This window comes from Aliiroseovarius sp. D2-2, assembly GCF_055809455.1.
The window spans coordinates 17391-33507 of record NZ_CM147913.1 but is presented as its reverse complement, the minus strand read 5'-3'; the positions used below and the strand labels follow the sequence as shown (position 1 = coordinate 33507).

Annotated in this window: 13 protein-coding genes and 1 tRNA gene; 9 read left to right on the top strand and 5 right to left on the bottom strand. The window is 55.5% G+C overall.

Going from position 1 to position 16117, the window contains the following annotated elements; genetic code table 11:
* Positions 1-30 precede the first annotated feature (30 nt).
* Positions 31-1602 (bottom strand): glycerol-3-phosphate dehydrogenase, encoded by a 1572-nt coding sequence (glpD, locus tag AC0L6A_RS00150; protein ID WP_473291410.1) that lies wholly within the window; start codon positions 1600-1602, stop codon positions 31-33.
* A gap of 215 nt (positions 1603-1817) precedes the next feature.
* On the opposite strand from glpD, the gene AC0L6A_RS00145 reads away from it, so the two are divergent.
* Positions 1818-2582, top strand: a complete 765-nt coding sequence (locus AC0L6A_RS00145) for a DeoR/GlpR family DNA-binding transcription regulator (RefSeq protein ID WP_473291409.1) — start codon at positions 1818-1820, stop codon at positions 2580-2582.
* Here AC0L6A_RS00145 and AC0L6A_RS00140 read toward each other — a convergent pair.
* Together AC0L6A_RS00140 and AC0L6A_RS00135 are read right to left on the bottom strand one after the other, a co-directional pair.
* Positions 2579-3268 (bottom strand): response regulator transcription factor, encoded by a 690-nt coding sequence (locus AC0L6A_RS00140; protein ID WP_473291408.1) that lies wholly within the window; start codon positions 3266-3268, stop codon positions 2579-2581. The two genes, AC0L6A_RS00145 and AC0L6A_RS00140, sit on opposite strands and share 4 nt — an antisense overlap.
* Before the next feature lie 8 nt (positions 3269-3276).
* On the bottom strand, positions 3277-5199 hold the full coding sequence (locus AC0L6A_RS00135; RefSeq protein ID WP_473291407.1) for a hybrid sensor histidine kinase/response regulator: 1923 nt from the start codon (positions 5197-5199) through the stop codon (positions 3277-3279).
* Between the two features lie 214 nt (positions 5200-5413).
* Here AC0L6A_RS00135 and AC0L6A_RS00130 point away from each other — a divergent pair, with 214 nt between their 5' ends.
* The 8 genes from AC0L6A_RS00130 (at position 5414) to AC0L6A_RS00095 (ending at position 15690) form a co-directional block, all read left to right on the top strand.
* Positions 5414-7579: an AMP-binding protein gene (locus AC0L6A_RS00130; protein ID WP_473291406.1), complete on the top strand. Its 2166-nt coding sequence runs from the start codon at positions 5414-5416 to the stop codon at positions 7577-7579.
* Positions 7576-8400: an ABC transporter ATP-binding protein gene (locus tag AC0L6A_RS00125; RefSeq protein WP_473291405.1), complete on the top strand. Its 825-nt coding sequence runs from the start codon at positions 7576-7578 to the stop codon at positions 8398-8400. The genes AC0L6A_RS00130 and AC0L6A_RS00125 overlap by 4 nt, the downstream gene beginning before the upstream one ends.
* A gap of 11 nt (positions 8401-8411) precedes the next feature.
* Positions 8412-9398 (top strand): branched-chain amino acid ABC transporter permease, encoded by a 987-nt coding sequence (locus tag AC0L6A_RS00120; protein WP_473291404.1) that lies wholly within the window; start codon positions 8412-8414, stop codon positions 9396-9398.
* Positions 9399-9401: 3 nt separating this feature from the next.
* Positions 9402-10478 carry a branched-chain amino acid ABC transporter permease gene (locus AC0L6A_RS00115; protein WP_473291403.1) on the top strand — a complete coding sequence of 359 codons (1077 nt, stop codon included), beginning with the start codon at positions 9402-9404 and terminating at the stop codon, positions 10476-10478.
* 108 nt (positions 10479-10586) lie between these two features.
* Positions 10587-11873 (top strand): ABC transporter substrate-binding protein, encoded by a 1287-nt coding sequence (locus AC0L6A_RS00110; RefSeq protein WP_473291402.1) that lies wholly within the window; start codon positions 10587-10589, stop codon positions 11871-11873.
* 77 nt (positions 11874-11950) lie between these two features.
* Complete coding sequence (locus AC0L6A_RS00105; RefSeq protein WP_473291400.1) at positions 11951-12775, top strand: ABC transporter ATP-binding protein; 825 nt, start codon at positions 11951-11953, stop codon at positions 12773-12775.
* Between the two features lie 80 nt (positions 12776-12855).
* Positions 12856-14076 carry a phenylacetate--CoA ligase family protein gene (locus AC0L6A_RS00100; RefSeq protein WP_473291399.1) on the top strand — a complete coding sequence of 407 codons (1221 nt, stop codon included), beginning with the start codon at positions 12856-12858 and terminating at the stop codon, positions 14074-14076.
* 153 nt (positions 14077-14229) lie between these two features.
* Positions 14230-15690, top strand: coding sequence for a peptidoglycan-binding domain-containing protein (locus tag AC0L6A_RS00095; protein WP_473291397.1), 1461 nt, complete (start codon positions 14230-14232; stop codon positions 15688-15690).
* A gap of 76 nt (positions 15691-15766) precedes the next feature.
* On the opposite strand, the gene ykgO is transcribed toward AC0L6A_RS00095, so the two are convergent.
* Both ykgO and AC0L6A_RS00085 read right to left on the bottom strand, forming a co-directional pair.
* A complete protein-coding gene (gene ykgO, locus AC0L6A_RS00090) occupies positions 15767-15892 on the bottom strand; it encodes a type B 50S ribosomal protein L36 (RefSeq protein ID WP_005850168.1) in 126 nt (41 codons plus the stop codon).
* An 81-nt stretch (positions 15893-15973) separates the two neighbouring features.
* Positions 15974-16048: transfer RNA gene (locus tag AC0L6A_RS00085), tRNA-Val, on the bottom strand.
* Positions 16049-16117 lie beyond the last annotated feature (69 nt).

Here is a 16117-nt window from a genome sequence, read left to right as displayed (position 1 = left end):
CAAACTATGAGCGCCGGTCTGCCCTTTTGGTCAGGCCGGCGTTTTCTGTTGTGACCGCATCCAGCCGTCGATGGTCGCCACTTGATCCACGTCCAACAAAAGACCCAGCTTGCTGCGCCGCCAGATAACATCCTCGACCTTTTGGGCGTATTCCTTGTCCATCAGCCAGCGAATTTCAGCCTCGGTCAGCGTGGCACCGTAGTCTTTGCCCAGGTCGCCTGCGGATCTCGCGTCCCCAAGTATCAACCGCGCATCCGTACCATAAGCGCGTGCAAGCCGTTTGGCGTGGCGCTGGGTCAGGAAGGGATAGTCTTTCTGAATGTCCGCCACCAAAGCGTCAAAGCCATCCACGGGGAAGTCGCCCCCGGGCAAAGCAACTCCGGCTGTCCAGTTATCCGACACCGGGCCAAGTTCGGCTCCAACTTTTTTCAGGGCGCTTTCCGCAAGACGACGATAGGTGGTGATCTTGCCGCCGAAAATGTTCAGGACCGGTGCGCCCTGCACGTGATCGGTGCGCAGAACGTAGTCGCGCGTCGCGGCGCTTGCGTCACCTTCGCCGTCATTGAACAGCGGACGAACGCCTGAATATGTCCAAACAACGTCATCCTTGGTGACCTGGTCTTTGATGTAGTGGTTGATGAAGGTGATCAGATAATCACGTTCCTCGTCGCTGCATCTGGGGGGAGTATCTGGATCAACATGATCCGCATCGGTTGTGCCAATCAGGGTGAAATCCGTTTCATACGGGATAGCAAAGATGATGCGACCGTCCTGGCCTTGAAAGAAATAGCATTTGTCATGTGAGAACAGGCGCTTGGTGACGATATGGCTGCCGCGCACAAGGCGGATGTTGGCCTTCGCGTTGCTGCCAAGTGTTTGGCCTAAGGTATCTGCCACCCAAGGCCCCGCCGCATTCACCAGCATTCGGGCAGTTACCTGCCGTTCGGCCCCGGTGTCCGAGTGGGTGAGTGTCACATGCCAGATGCCATCTTTCACCAAAGCCTGAGTGACTTTGTGGCGTGGATTGATTTCGGCCCCGCGGTCGTCTGCGTCACGGGCATTCAGCGCCACCAACCGGGCGTCTTCGACCCAGCAATCAGAATACTCGAATGCGTTCTCGAACATCGGATTCAAAGGCTGACCTTCCGGGCTGTTGCGCAGATCGACCCGCGATGTGCCCGGTAGGATTTTGCGCCCTCCAAGATTGTCGTAAAGGAACAACCCCAAACGGATCAACCAACCGGGGCGACGGCCTTTCATCCATGGCATCACGGTGTTCAAAAGACGTGATGTGGGCGTCGTGCTGTCGAACCGCATGCTGGGGTGATAGGGCAGGACAAACCGCATCGGCCACGAGATATGAGGCATGGCGCGCAGGAGCGTCTCACGCTCGACCAGCGCTTCGCGCACAAGGCGGATTTCGAAATACTCCAAGTACCGCAATCCACCGTGAAACAGTTTGGTCGATGCCGAGGAGGTCGCGCCGCCGATATCCCCCATCTCGGCCAAACAGACGGACAGGCCACGGCCTGCCGCATCACGGGCAATCCCGCAGCCGTTTATTCCGCCGCCGATAATCAGAAGATCGAAGTCGCTTTGCATGACGTTGCCTTCACATGAGTCGTATTCACGCGGAAAATGCGTGAAAATGGCGCAAATTAGAAGGGAAAAATATTCGTTTGTGTTCGTTTTGGTGGAATTGTGTACTATAAATGGCAATTGAAACGCTTCAATCGCTGTGAAAAAGCTGGATTCTCAACGCTCCGGCGGCGCATATGTATTTGAAACGAACATGAAACCTTTCGAGTTGGTGTCGAATGACCATCACATTGCGCAAGCCTGAAATCATCGCGATCGCCCGGCGTGAGGGGAAAGTGACCGTCGACATGCTGGTCGACCATTTCGGTGTCACGCCACAAACGATTCGCCGCGATCTGACCGAATTGGCAGATGAGGGCGCGTTAGAGCGCGTGCACGGAGGGGCCATTCTTCCCTCGACCACTGCGAATATTGGCTATGACGAACGCCGCCAGTTGAACCAGTCCGCCAAGGTGGATATCGCGCGTGCCTGCGCGCGGCAGATCCCGAATGACTGCTCGGTCTTTTTAAACATCGGCACCACGACCGAGGCTGTTGCCGCAGAGCTTTTACACCACAAGGGGCTGCTGGTTGTGACGAACAACCTGAACATTGCCGTGATCCTGTCCGCCAACCCGGATATTCAGGTGATTGTCTCGGGTGGCAGCCTGCGCAGATCCGATGGTGGGCTTGTCGGAGAACTTGCCACAGACCTGATCCGGAACTTCCGGTTTGATATCTCGGTGATCGGGTGCTCTGCCTTGAACGACGCGGGTGATATTCTAGATTTCGACCTGCACGAGGTCAGCGTCAGCCAAGCCATCATCGCGCAAAGCGACAAGGTGTGGCTGGTGGCTGATCACAGCAAGTTTGATCGCAAAGCGCCTGTACGAATTGGGACGCTGGCAGATGTGGAGATGATGTTCACGGATCAGCCATTGCCGGAAAACAGTGCAAACTTGTGTGCGGCAAGCGATACTAAGATTGCGCTTGTGACGCGTTAGCCCCAGCGCACATCCCCCAAGAAGATATACCCGGCCCCGTAGATCGTTTTAATCAGGCGCGGGTTCTTGGGGTCTTCGCGCAGTTTTGTGCGCAGGCGCGAAATGCGGACATCCATCGCGCGATCAAAGCTTTCGCCAGCCATTCCGCCCAGTGTTTCCTGCATCTGCGCCCGTGAAATCAGGCGTTTTGGGGCATCAAGGAACAGGCGCAAGACTTCCCCTTCCGCATGTGAAAAGGCGGTTTCTTCGCCATTCTCATCTTCCAGTACATAGCGGTCGAAATGTGCGGTCCAGCCGTTGAAATATGCTGTGTTCAAAGACGTGTTACCCGGTTTCTGATCGCGCAGGCGCGCGCGAACACGGGCGACGACCTCAGCGGGCTCAAAGGGTTTCACGATGTAGTCATCCGCCCCAAGCTCTAACCCAGTGATCCGATCCTGTACCATCGTGCGGCCCGAAATGATGATGATCGAAGCCCCGCTTTCCAAGGCCAGCCGGTGCACAAGTGTCAGGCCATCACGATCGGGCAGCCCCAGATCCACCAGACAAACATCAGGTGACATGCTGTTTAATGCAGCTTCAAATTCGGTCGCGCGGGCGAAGGCTGCGGTGCGAAATCCGGCCTCTTCCAACGCGTGGGATAACATGCGGCGGATTTCGGGTTCGTCATCCAGAATGGCGATCATGGGTTGGGTCAAGATGGAACCTCTTGCGACAGGAAAGTGGCGAGCTCACCAGTGGTGAACGGCTTGGGCAGGACCGGGAAGGGTGTATCTTTGCGTCGCGCGTCACCCGGCGGAAGCGATGTCATAAGTAGCATAGGTACGTTCATCCCCGACTGAGACAGCGCGTCCAGAAACTCCGGCCCCGTTTGCGCGCCTTCAAGTATAACATCTGACAAGATCAGGCCCAGCCCCTCGATCCCTGTCAACCCCAGCGCTTCTTCAGCCGAGCTGGCTTCGATCACTTGATGGCCCATGCTGATTAGCATTTCACGGACAGAGGTACGGATGTCGTCGCTGTCTTCGATCAGCAATACCAGACGCGGAGAGATCGGCTGTGCAGGAATGCGAAGCGGCAGGCGGATCGAAACCACTGCCCCGCCGGTTTCGTCTCTGTTGAAGATCTTAACGCGACCACCTGCGACAGTGGTTTGGTCATAGACCATGGACAGACCCAGCCCGGACCCTTCACCGCCTTTGGTGGTGAAAAACGGGTCCAATGCGTGCTCCAACGCTTCGGGTGCAAACCCTGATCCGGTATCAGTCACGCGAAACTCGATCCAAGTTTCGCGGATCGGTCGGGCGGTCAGAAGGATATCCCCACCAGCATCGCCCAAAGCGTGGGTTGCATTGATGATGAGGTTCAGCAGCCCATCCTGAATTGCACCGGCATCCAGAACAACGAGCTTGTCCAGATCGGTCACGCTTACGGTCAGGTTGATGTTTTGTGGAAGGGTTGGACCAGCAAGGCTTTCCAGCCCTTTCAGCATTTCGGGGACGCTTACCGGTTCCATATGCACATCGCGCCGCCCCGAAATCGTGGCGATACGTTCCAACAGTGTGCCACCCCGACGAACGGCGGCATTGGTGGCCTGCACCAATTCCTGTGCATCATCACCAATCTTCATCTGAGCCAGACGGCTTTGCAGCCCCATGATGATGGTTAGCAAATTCGAAAAATCATGCGCCACGCCCGAGGTGAGCTGCGCCGCCAGCTCGCGTTTGCGGGTCTGGGCAAGGGCGGCGCGCGATTGGGCTTCTTCCGTAACATCCATCGACAGGATGTAGACGCCGGTGATCTGATCTTCGTTCCGATCAGGGGTCAGAGCGACACGAATTCTTCGGCCCGAGGTTTCATGCGTGAATTCAAACACGCTGGATTCACCTTTGAAGGCGCGCGAGAAATAGGGACTGATCTGCGCATAGGCTTCGGTGCCCAAGGCCTCGCTTGCGTGGAGCCCAAGCAGGTCCGTAGGTTGGCCCGGAATGACTTTGCCCAGTCTGCGGTTTGAAAACGTGTAATGAAGATCGTGATCAATGCGTGCGATATGCGCGGGCATCATTTCGGCTGTTAGGCGCGTTCGGCTTTCCATTACGGTCAGCTGCCGTTTGGTTTCCTCAAGCGCGATGTTGGAAGAGGTCAGCGCCCGGTTGGTCTGGGCCAATTCTTCAGTGTAATTCAGAACCTGATCTGACAGCTCTTCTGAACGGGCGCGCAGCAGGGATTCCTGCCGTTTGATCGGAGTGATGTCAGTGTAAACAGTCACCCACCCGCCTTGTGGAAGCGGGTGTCCTTCGACCGAGATCACGCGACCATTGGCCCGCGTGCGTTCCATATAGTGCGGTTGAAAGTCCAGCGCCTGATCGACGCGGGATTTCACAAAGTCTTCGATATCGTCAACTTCGCCATAGTCGCCGCGTTTGGCCAAAAAGCGAATTGTTTCCGAAAAGGCAGCGCCAGGTTGTGCTAGCTTGTCGGGCAGGCCGAACATGTCTTGAAACTGCCGATTCCCAATCACCAAAGTCAGCCGTCGGTCATAGATGGACAGCGCCTGTTGGATCAGGTTCAACCCAGCTTGGGTCAAAATGGCTGTTTCAGTCGACTGTAAGGGCAAGCAGAGTTCTCCTGCCTCTATCGCTAGCACCTGATTTACCTAGGGAAAAGAGGAATGACTGCGGGTCTTCGCATTAAAATCGATCCTGTAACAATTCGATGGGATTGCGAAAAAGTGCCGAAACCTTTGACCGCGAAGTTTTTTTAGTCAGGGTTGTCAGGCAAGAATCGCTTGGCGACCGGGAACGTTGGCCAACCGACGGTGGGAGGAAAATTTGTCACAGGATCAAGTCGCTTCAGGGGCATTCGCCTCAATTCCAGCGCTACTCGCACGGAATGTGAAGGAATATGGTGATCGCCCGGCCTATCGGGAGAAAGAATTCGGAATCTGGCAAAGCTGGACCTGGGCAGAGGCCGCTGAAGAAATTCACAACCTCGCGCTGGGCCTTTTGGCTTTGGGGATCAACCGCGGAGACCACGTGGCCATTATTGGCCGTAACCGTCCGGCCCACTACTGGGCCATGGTTGCAGCAGAGAAAGTGGGCGCTGTCCCAGTGCCGCTGTACCAAGACGCCGTGGTCGAAGAGATGGAATACGTGCTGGAGCATTGCGGTGCGCGTTTCGTCATCTGTGGAGATCAGGAACAAGTCGATAAAGTGATCGAGGTGCAGGACAAGATCCATCACATCGAACACGTGCTGTACTATGACAAGCGTGGCCTGCGGAAATACGACCACAGCCACCTGCATTGGTATGTCGACATTCAGGAAGAAGGCCGCGTGGCCCATGCCCGTCTGGAAGACGAGATGGCCGCCCGCGAAGCCGAGCTGGATTATGACAGCACTTGCGTGATGCTTTACACGTCGGGCACCACGGGTCGCCCCAAGGGCGTGGTTCTGTCGAACCGCAACATCATCGAAAGCGCCAAGAACTCGTCCGAGTTCGACAACCTGGGTCTGAACGAAGACATCCTTGCCTATCTACCGATGGCATGGGTGGGTGACTTCATCTTCTCGCTTGGTCAGGCCATGTGGACTGGTTTCTGCGTGAACTGCCCGGAATTGGCGGACACAATGATGACCGACCTGCGCGAAATCGGGCCGACCTACTACTTCGCCCCACCGCGCGTGTTCGAAACTCAATTGACCAACGTGATGATCCGGATGGAGGACAGCGGCGATCTGAAATATGCCATTTTCCACCATTTCATGGATTACGCAAAAGGTGGTGCTGGCGAAAAATTCGGTATGCCGAAGCGCAAAGTCACGACCGAGAAGAAGACGCTGGAACAGAAAATCCGTCACGGGTTCAACTATGCGATGGGGATCGGCTTTGCGGCGGAAACCATCATCGAAAACGGTATCCGTCTTGCTTTCGCCAAGATGCGTCACGGCAAAGACGTGCGTAAGCATTTCAAAGCCAAGGATGCGCTGGGTCTGAAACTGTATCGCGGTAATCTGCAGGAATACTTCAAGTATCGCTGTGGTGACGTGCTGGTTTATGGCCCGTTGAAAGACACGCTGGGCTTTGGCCGTATTCGTGTGGGTTACACCGCTGGTGAAGCCATCGGGCCCGAGATCTTTGCGTTCTATCGCTCGATGGGGATCAACCTCAAACAGCTTTACGGTCAAACCGAAGCCACTGTGTTCATCACCGTCCAACCGGATGGAGAAGTGCGCAATGACACTGTTGGTGTTCCGGCTCCGGGTGTTGAAGTTCGCATCGAAGACAATGGTGAGATCTTCTACCGCTCGCCTGGTACGTTTGTTGAGTACTACAACAACGCCGAAAGCACCGCTGACACCAAAGACCCCGAGGGTTGGGTGGCAACAGGCGACGCTGGTTTCTTCGACAAGAACAATGGTCACCTGCGCATCATCGACCGTGCAAAGGACGTTGGCAAAATGGCCGATGGCCGGATGTTTGCGCCGAAGTATGTTGAGAACAAACTGAAGTTCTACCCGGACATTCTTGAGGCAGTTGTCTTCGGCAATGATCGTGACATGTGCACGGCCTTCATCAACATCGACCTGACTGCCGTCGGCAACTGGGCCGAGCGTAACAACGTGGCTTATGGCTCCTATCAGGAACTTGCTGGTCATCCAGATGTGGTTTCGACCATTCAGGAACACGTTGAAACGGTCAACAAATCGGTTGCTGAAGACGAAATGCTCTCGGGCTGTCAGATTCACCGCTTCCTGATCTTGCACAAAGAACTGGATGCCGATGACGGTGAGATGACTCGTACCCGTAAAGTGCGTCGTAAGATCGTCGAGGAGAAATACGCCCCGCTGATCGACGCATTCTATAGCGGTAAGTCCGAGCAATATATCGAAACCGAGGTCACCTATGAGGATGGCCGCAAGGGTTCGATCAACGCCACCCTGGAAATCCGCGATGCGGCTGTGGTGGGTAACACTCAGGGGATGGCGGCAGAATGACGACCGATATGAACGCCGACAGCTACGTCACTGAAGACGGGCGCACCATTGGCCCCGTGGTTATGGACCTTAAAAACATCACGCTGCGGTTTGGCGGTGTGGTTGCAATCAAAGACATCAGCTTTGACATCCGTGAAGGCGAGATCCGCGCGATCATCGGCCCGAACGGTGCAGGTAAGTCTTCGATGCTGAACGTCATCTCGGGGTTTTATAAACCCCAAGAAGGCGAGGTTTACTTCCGCGGATCAAAACGCCCCCCTATGCGCCCCTATCAGGTGGCACAACAGGGTCTGGCACGTACCTTCCAGAACATCGCGTTGTTTGACGGCATGACCGTGCTGGACAACATCATGACGGGTCGCCTGAACAAGATGAAAGCAAACATCTTTCAGCAGGCGATCTGGAAAGGCAAAGCAGAACGCGAAGAGATCGAGAACCGCGAAGCCTGCGAGAAGGTCATCGACTTTCTTGAAATTCAGCACATTCGCAAAACTCCAGTTGGGCGTCTGCCTTACGGTTTGAAGAAACGTGTGGAACTTGCCCGCGCTTTGGCCGCCGAGCCGTCGTTGCTTTTGCTCGACGAACCGATGGCCGGCATGAACGTTGAGGAAAAAGAGGACATGTCCCGCTTTATCCTCGACATGAATGACGAGTTCGGAACCACCATCGCCCTGATCGAACACGATATGGGCGTGGTCATGGACCTGTCCGACCGCGTGGTCGTGATGGATTACGGCAAGAAAATTGGGGACGGCACACCAGACGAAGTGCGCAACAACCAGGATGTGATCGACGCCTATCTCGGCGTGTCGCACGACTAAGGGGGGAGATCATGCCTGAACAACTACTCTTTGCGATTGAGGTTACCCTGAACGGTCTGATGGCCGGGGTTCTCTACGCACTCGTCGCGCTGGGCTTTGTCTTGATCTTCAAGGCGTCCGGTATCTTTAACTATGCCCAAGGTGTTATGGCGCTGTTCGCAGCCCTTACGCTGGTGGGTATTCAGCAAGGCCAAGTGCCTTTCAGCCACCTGATCAACGCGATCTTTGGCACCCATATTCACCACTTCCCGTGGCAAGTGCCCTCGATCATCGCGATCGTATTGGCGGCAGGGGTCATGGTGCTCTTTGCGTGGCTGGTTGAGAAATACATCCTGCAACACCTGATTGGTCAGCCCGACATCATCCTGTTTATGGCGACCATTGGTCTGGCCTATTTCATGGAAGGCTTCGGCGACATGATGTGGGGGTCCGAGATCAAGACGCTTGACGTTGGACTGCCGCAGGGCATGAACATGGCCATTGACGAAACGACCTATGGCTGGTTCGGCTATGGCTTCTTCATCGACAACCTCGACCTTGTGGCAACAATGGTGGCGATCGTCCTAGTGACTGTGCTGGTGATCTTCTCGCAATACACCAAGCAGGGCCGCGCGCTTCGTGCGGTGGCAGATGATCACTCGGCCGCACTGTCGGTAGGCATCTCGCTTCGGTTCATCTGGGTGCTGGTCTGGTCGATCGCAGGATTTGTGGCCTTGGTCGCAGGCATCATGTGGGGCGCCAAGTCGGGCGTGCAGTTCTCGCTGTCACTGATTGCGCTGAAAGCTCTGCCGGTTCTGATGCTGGGTGGCTTTACCTCGATCCCGGGCGCCATCATCGGCGGTCTGATCATCGGTGTGGGCGAGCAGCTTTTCGAGTTCGCAATCGGCCCGATGGTCGGCGGCGCTACCCAGAACTGGTTCGCCTATGTCCTAGCACTCGTCTTCCTGATCTTCAGGCCCCAAGGCCTGTTTGGCGAAAAAATCATCGAGAGGGTTTGATCTATGTTTTACCGTGAAGCCGGTGATTTCAAAACGTCCTACAAAGACGACAACCAGACCTTCCCGATCCGCCTTGATCGGATGGGCTACTATATCGTGATGTTCGTGGCCTTCTGCGTCGTTCCGTTCTTCGTGAATGACTATTGGGTAAACTCGGTCTTTGCGCCTTTCCTGATCTACGCGATCGCGGCGCTGGGCCTGAACATTCTGACCGGATATGCCGGTCAGGTGTCACTGGGTACAGGCGGGTTCATGGCTGTGGGCGCTTATGCGGTCTACAAGCTGATGGTTGCCTTCCCGGATATCTCGATCGTGATCCACGTTCTGCTGGCTGGTGGCGTCACTGCCGTCGTGGGCGTGCTCTTTGGTCTACCTTCGTTGCGCATCAAGGGGTTCTACCTGGCGGTGGCAACACTTGCCGCGCAGTTCTTCCTTGTATGGGTCTTCAACAAAGTGCCGTGGTTCTACAACTACTCGGCATCAGGTCAGATCAACGCACCAGAACGTTCAGTCTTTGGCGTGATCGTAACCGGACCGCATACTGAGGCTTGGGCAAAATACATGATCTGCCTTGTCTTTGTTGTGGTGTTGGCTTGGGTTGCACGCAACCTGACCCGCGGCATGATGGGACGTAAGTGGATGGGCATCCGCGATATGGACATCGCGGCCGAGATCATCGGGGTGAACCCGCTGATGGCCAAGATGACAGCCTTCGCTGTATCGTCCTTCTTCATTGGCGTTGCTGGCGCGTTGTTCTTTGCAGTTTATCTTGGAGCCGCCGAGGCTGGGGAAAGCTTTGGTATCGCCAAATCGTTCCTGATCCTCTTCATGATCATCATCGGTGGTCTGGGGTCGATCTTCGGGTCCTTCGCCGGTGCCGCTTTCATGGTACTGTTGCCAGTGCTTTTGAAGAACGTGCTGGTGGGTGGTCTTGGATGGCCAACCGATCTGGCGGCCCACCTTGAGTTCATGGTGGTTGGCGGATTGATTGTGATCTTCTTGATCCTTGAACCGCACGGCCTGGCGCAACTGTGGCGCTTGACGAAAGAGAAACTACGCTTGTGGCCCTTCCCGCACTAAGGGCCCACGCACTCCAATATCCTGCGTGTCACGAGGAGACGGCGCGCAGGATTTAACCAACGTGACCCATAACGGGCACAACAATTTGCTAATCTAGGGAGGAAGCAAATGAAATTTACGAAAATCGCCGCGGCCAGTGTTACGGCCCTTATGGTGGCAACCCCGGTTCTTGCTGACCTGGTGTTCCCGTCGCTGTCTTACCGCACCGGCCCTTACGCCGCCGGCGGCATTCCATACGCAGACGGCTTTGCTGATTACTTCACCCTGCTGAACGAGCGTGACGGTGGCATCGGTGGCGCAGCCATCCAAGTGCCCGAGTGTGAAACCGCCTACAACACCGAAAAGGGTGTTGAGTGCTATGAATCGACCAAAGGTCAGGGCGCACTTGCCTATAACCCGCTGTCGACTGGCATCACCTATCAGCTGATCCCCAAAGTGACTGCTGACAACATCCCGCTGTACACGCCTGGTTACGGTCGTACCTCGGCTGCGAACGGTAAAGTGTTCTCGAACGTCTTTAACTTCCCGGCCAACTACTGGAACGCGGCTTCGTTGGCTGTGAACCACCTGCTGGAGATCAACGGTGGCGACATCAAGGGCAAGAAAATTGCTCTGGTTTACCACAACTCGGCCTACGGCAAAGAACCGATCCGCACCTTGGAAGGTCTGGCTGAAAAGCACGGTTTCGAACTTCTGGCGATCCCAGTTGATCACCCGGGTCAGGAACAGAAAGCTCAGTGGCTGCAGATCCGCCGCGAGAAGCCTGACAATGTCTTGATGTGGGGCTGGGGCGTTATGAACCAGGTTGCCATTCAGGAAGCCGCCAACATCCGCTTCCCGATGGAAAACTTCATCGGCGTTTGGTGGTCAGGTGGTGACCACGACGTGACGCCAGCTGGCGACAAGTCGAATGGCTATAAGGCTGTTACCTTCCACGGTGTTGGTGATGACTATCCGGTCTTTGGCGACATCCAGAAATACGTTGTGGATTCAGGCAAAGCAGCCGGTGCTGGCGACAACATCGGTAAGGCTATCTACAACCGTGGAGTTTACGCCGCGATGTTGCTGGCCGAGGCCGCGAAGAAAGCACAGGAAATCCACGGCACAGCCGACATTACCGCAGCGCAAATGCGTGACGGTATGGAAGCACTGGAAATCACCGAAGCACGCATGACCGAACTGGGCATGGGCGGCTTTGGTCCAGAGTTCACCGTAAGCTGTGAAAACCACGGTGGCCCGGGTACCGGTGCGATCCAGCAATGGGACGCAGCCGCTGGTTCTTGGAAGCTGATTTCGGACTTCGGTGCTTCGGACATGGAAGTGATCCAGCCGCTGATCGACGCAGACTCGGCAGCCTATGCTTCGGAAAACAACATCACTCCCGGCTGTAACTAAGCTGGCGTGAGCGAAAACGTCCGGGCCTTCGGGCCCGGGCGACCCCAACGAAACGAATTCAAACAGGACGACCTGATATGCTGGACGCTGTTAAGACCGACGAGACCCTGCTTGAGGTCAACAATATCGAGGTCATCTACAATCACGTGATCCTCGTGCTGAAAGGCGTAAGCCTGTCTGTTCCCAAGGGCGGTATCACCGCATTGCTTGGTGGTAACGGTGCAGGAAAGACGACGACCCTTAAGGCGATTTCGAACTTGCTTCAGGCTGAACGCGGTGAAGTAACCAAAGGTACGATCGACCACATGGGCGAAAATATCGCCGAGTTGAATCCTTCCGATCTGGTGAAGCGTGGTGTCATTCAGGTGATGGAAGGCCGTCACTGCTTTGAGCACCTGACCGTGGAAGAAAATCTTTTGACCGGTGCTTATACACGCACCGATGGCCGCGCCGCGATCGCGAAAGATCTGGACATGGTCTATCAATATTTCCCCCGCTTAGCCGAACGCCGCAAATCGCAGGCTGGCTACACTTCGGGTGGTGAACAACAGATGGTGGCCATGGGCCGCGCGCTAATGTCCAACCCTGACATGATCCTTTTGGACGAACCCTCGATGGGTCTGGCCCCACAGCTGGTGGAGCAGATTTTCGAGATTGTGAAGCGTCTGAATGAAGAGCAGGGCGTGACCTTCCTATTGGCTGAACAAAACACCAATGTGGCGCTGAAGTACGCCCACTATGGTTACATTCTGGAAAATGGTCGCATCGTGATGGACGGCCCTGCTGCCGAACTGCGCGAAAACCCAGACGTTAAAGAATTCTACCTTGGTATGTCGGATGAGGGCCGTAAGAGCTTCCGCGATGTACGCTCGTATCGCCGCCGTAAGCGTTGGCTGGCCTAATTCGGCCTGCCTTCTCAGGTGACAAATAATTTTCACGATTAAACCGCCGATCACCGTCGGCGCAGACAGAGGCTATGCTCATGTCCAACTATTTTGACGCGCTCGAGACCCGTTCGGAAGATGAACGCACAGCAGGCATCGCCGCCGCTTTGCCCGAACAGATTGCCCGCGCAAAGGCGCTGACCGGATATGCCAGCCTTCTGGCGGACGTCGATGCAGCAAGCGTATCCTCGTCACAGGCGTTGTCGACGCTGCCAGTCCTGCGCAAGTCCGAGATTGGCAAAGCGCAGGCGGCCAGTGGACCGCTTGGTGGGTTCGGCGCGCTACCAACTCATGAGTTCGCACATATCTTCCAAAGCCCCGGTCCGATTTATGAACCCGGCGGTGTCGGCCATAACTGGTGGCGCATGGGGCGTTTCTTGAATGCATGTGGCATCGGGAAGGGCGACATTGTTCAGAACTGCTTCGGCTATCATCTGACCCCGGCTGGCATGATTTTTGAAAATGGTGCACGCGCTGTTGGGGCGGCTGTTGTGCCCGCAGGTGTTGGTCAGACTGAACTGCAAGTGCGTGCGGCGGCTGATATCGGCACCACTGCCTACGCTGGCACGCCGGATTATCTGAAGATCATCCTTGATCGTGCAGATGCAGACGGCGTGAAGCTGAAAATCACCAAAGCTGCCGTGGGTGGCGGGGCACTTTTCCCCAGCCTGCGTCAGGAATATGCAGATCGCGGCATCACCTGCCTGCAAAGCTACGCCACAGCCGATCTTGGCAACGTTGCGTATGAAAGCGACGCGATGGAAGGCATGATTATTGACGAAGGTGTGATCGTCGAAATCGTCCGCCCCGGCACCGGGGACCCGGTTGCTCCTGGTGAAGTGGGCGAGGTTGTTGTGACATCGCTGAACCCTGACTATCCGCTGATCCGCTTTGCCACCGGCGATCTATCTGCCGTGCTTCCGGGTGTCAGCCCCTGTGGCCGTACCAACATGCGGATCAAGGGTTGGATGGGACGCGCCGATCAGACCGCCAAGATCAAGGGCATGTTTGTGCGCCCGGAACAGGTTGCGGATTTCGTGTCCAAACACGCCGAGATCTCGAAGGCGCGTGTGGTGGCCACACGTGACGGCGAGATGGATGCAATGACCGTGAAGGTTGAGGCCGACGGAGGCAACGCAGACGCCTACGCCAAATCGGTCGCCGAGACGTTGAAGCTGAAAGGCAAGATCGAACTGGTTGCGCCGGGCAGCCTGCCCAATGACGGTATCGTCATCGACGATCAACGCGTCTACGACTGATCATCGGATCACTGTCTGAATTTGCGTTTGGCCAGCCTTTTGGTCTTCAGTGCTGTGAATAGAATTGTTTTCCCCTTTGAGATAAAAGGGAATGCCGCCACAATGTCTGTGAGACGCGCCTTTGGGCGCGATAGATTGGTGGAGGCAGTCAGTATGAATTTTCGGAAAACAATTTCAGTTGTTGCGCTCTTGAGCGCTGCAACGCAGGCGAACGCTCAGGATGCGGCGCTTATCGTTTCACAAGAAGACTATCGATATTATGATGGCGTGCCGGGTGTGGAGCGGGCCGACGTTCTTGCTGATCGTCTTGAGCAAGCTGGCTTTGACCTTCAGCTCAGCGAATCTGAACGTGCCGAAAACACTTGGGACACCATCGCGGAGTTTCGTGAAGATGCACAAGACGCCGAGCGTGTGTTGATTATGCTTGCTGGTCGCTTTGCCACGGATGGAGAAGAAACCTGGCTGATCACGCGCTATGGGGATGCACCATCTGATCTTAGTATTGGTGCGACAGCAGTTCCGCTAAGCGCGGTTTTGAACACGGCCTCAAACTTCCCAGCAAGCGCTTTGGTATTGCTTGCGCCACAAGGCCAGGGAACTGATTTGGGTCAAGGGCTTACACCAGGAATTGGCGAAATTGATGCCCCTGAAGGTGTAACGGTTCTGGTCGGACCAGCAAAAGGATTGGCGCGTTTTGTTGATCGGGTTGCGTTGGTTGAAGGCACGCGCATGGCAAGCAGACTGCGCGCGAACTTTCCGGCCGTAACCCCTTACGGCTACCTGTCCGATGCTTCACCTTATACGAAACCTGAGATTTCAAAGGCCGAACGGTTGGAGCGTGAGTTGAATCTGACGCGCAAAGACCGCCGCAACGTTCAACGTGATCTTGCATTGCTTGGTTATGATCCGGGGTCGATTGATGGGATTTTCGGACGTGGGACACGTACAGCCATCGCGGATTGGCAGCGGGATGCAGACAAGCGGGATAGTGGCTTTCTTAACCTGCGACAGATCCGTTTGCTGGGGTCTATGGCCGATAAACGCGCAGCGATCCTTGAAGAAGAGGCTCGCAAACGGCAGGAAGCACTAGAGCGAGAAGACCGTGCCTATTGGAACAAAACCGGCAAAAACGGTGACATACGTGGCCTGTTTGCCTACCTGAAACGTTATCCAGATGGTCTGTTCGCAAACAAAGCGCAGACCAAGCTTGATGAATGGGAGCGGACTTCGGAATCCGGCGTGGGTCAGAAAGAGCGTCGTGCTTGGAATAAAGCCAAAGAGGTAAACACGCTTAAGTCTTATCAGTCCTATCTGAAGACCTATCCGAAAGGTAAATTTGCTGACCTGGCGACCAAGAAGGTAGCAGATCTGAAGCGTAAGCGAGATCGAAAAGCAGCGCTCGCAGTCGAAAAGAAAGTACTGAAGAATGCGCAGATGCGATCGCTTGTTGAAACACGTCTCGCTGGCATGGGTTTTAAGCCCGGCCCGGTAGATGGGACATTCAACGCAAAGACGCGCACAGCTATACGGCAGTTCCAGAAAAGCCGTGGATTGAAATCCACGGGCTTTATCAACAAAGAGACTTTGGTCAGATTGCTTATTGGAGTTCGTTGACCTGTAAGTAATTCCTTGAACCCAAAACAAAAAAGCCGCCCACTGGGCGGCTTTTTCTGTAACGCTGCTGAAGCGATTAGCCCTGACGGGCTTTGAACCGACGCTGCGTTTTGTTGATCACGTACACGCGGCCTTTACGGCGCACGACGCGGCAATCGCGGTGACGATTTTTCAGCGAGCGGAGCGAGTTGCGAACTTTCATGGTCCTTCTCCTTCTACGCGGCGCTGCGGTTGCGCCTTGGCTTCAGTTAACCTTTCGACCTTATGGCCGTCAGGCGGTTCATGGTGGGCGATACTGGGATCGAACCAGTGACCCCTTCGATGTCAACGAAGTGCTCTACCGCTGAGCTAATCGCCCTGAAATCTTCTTTGAACCAGCCACCGAAGACCGATCCAAACAACGAGACGCGGGAATTCCCGCGCCGGT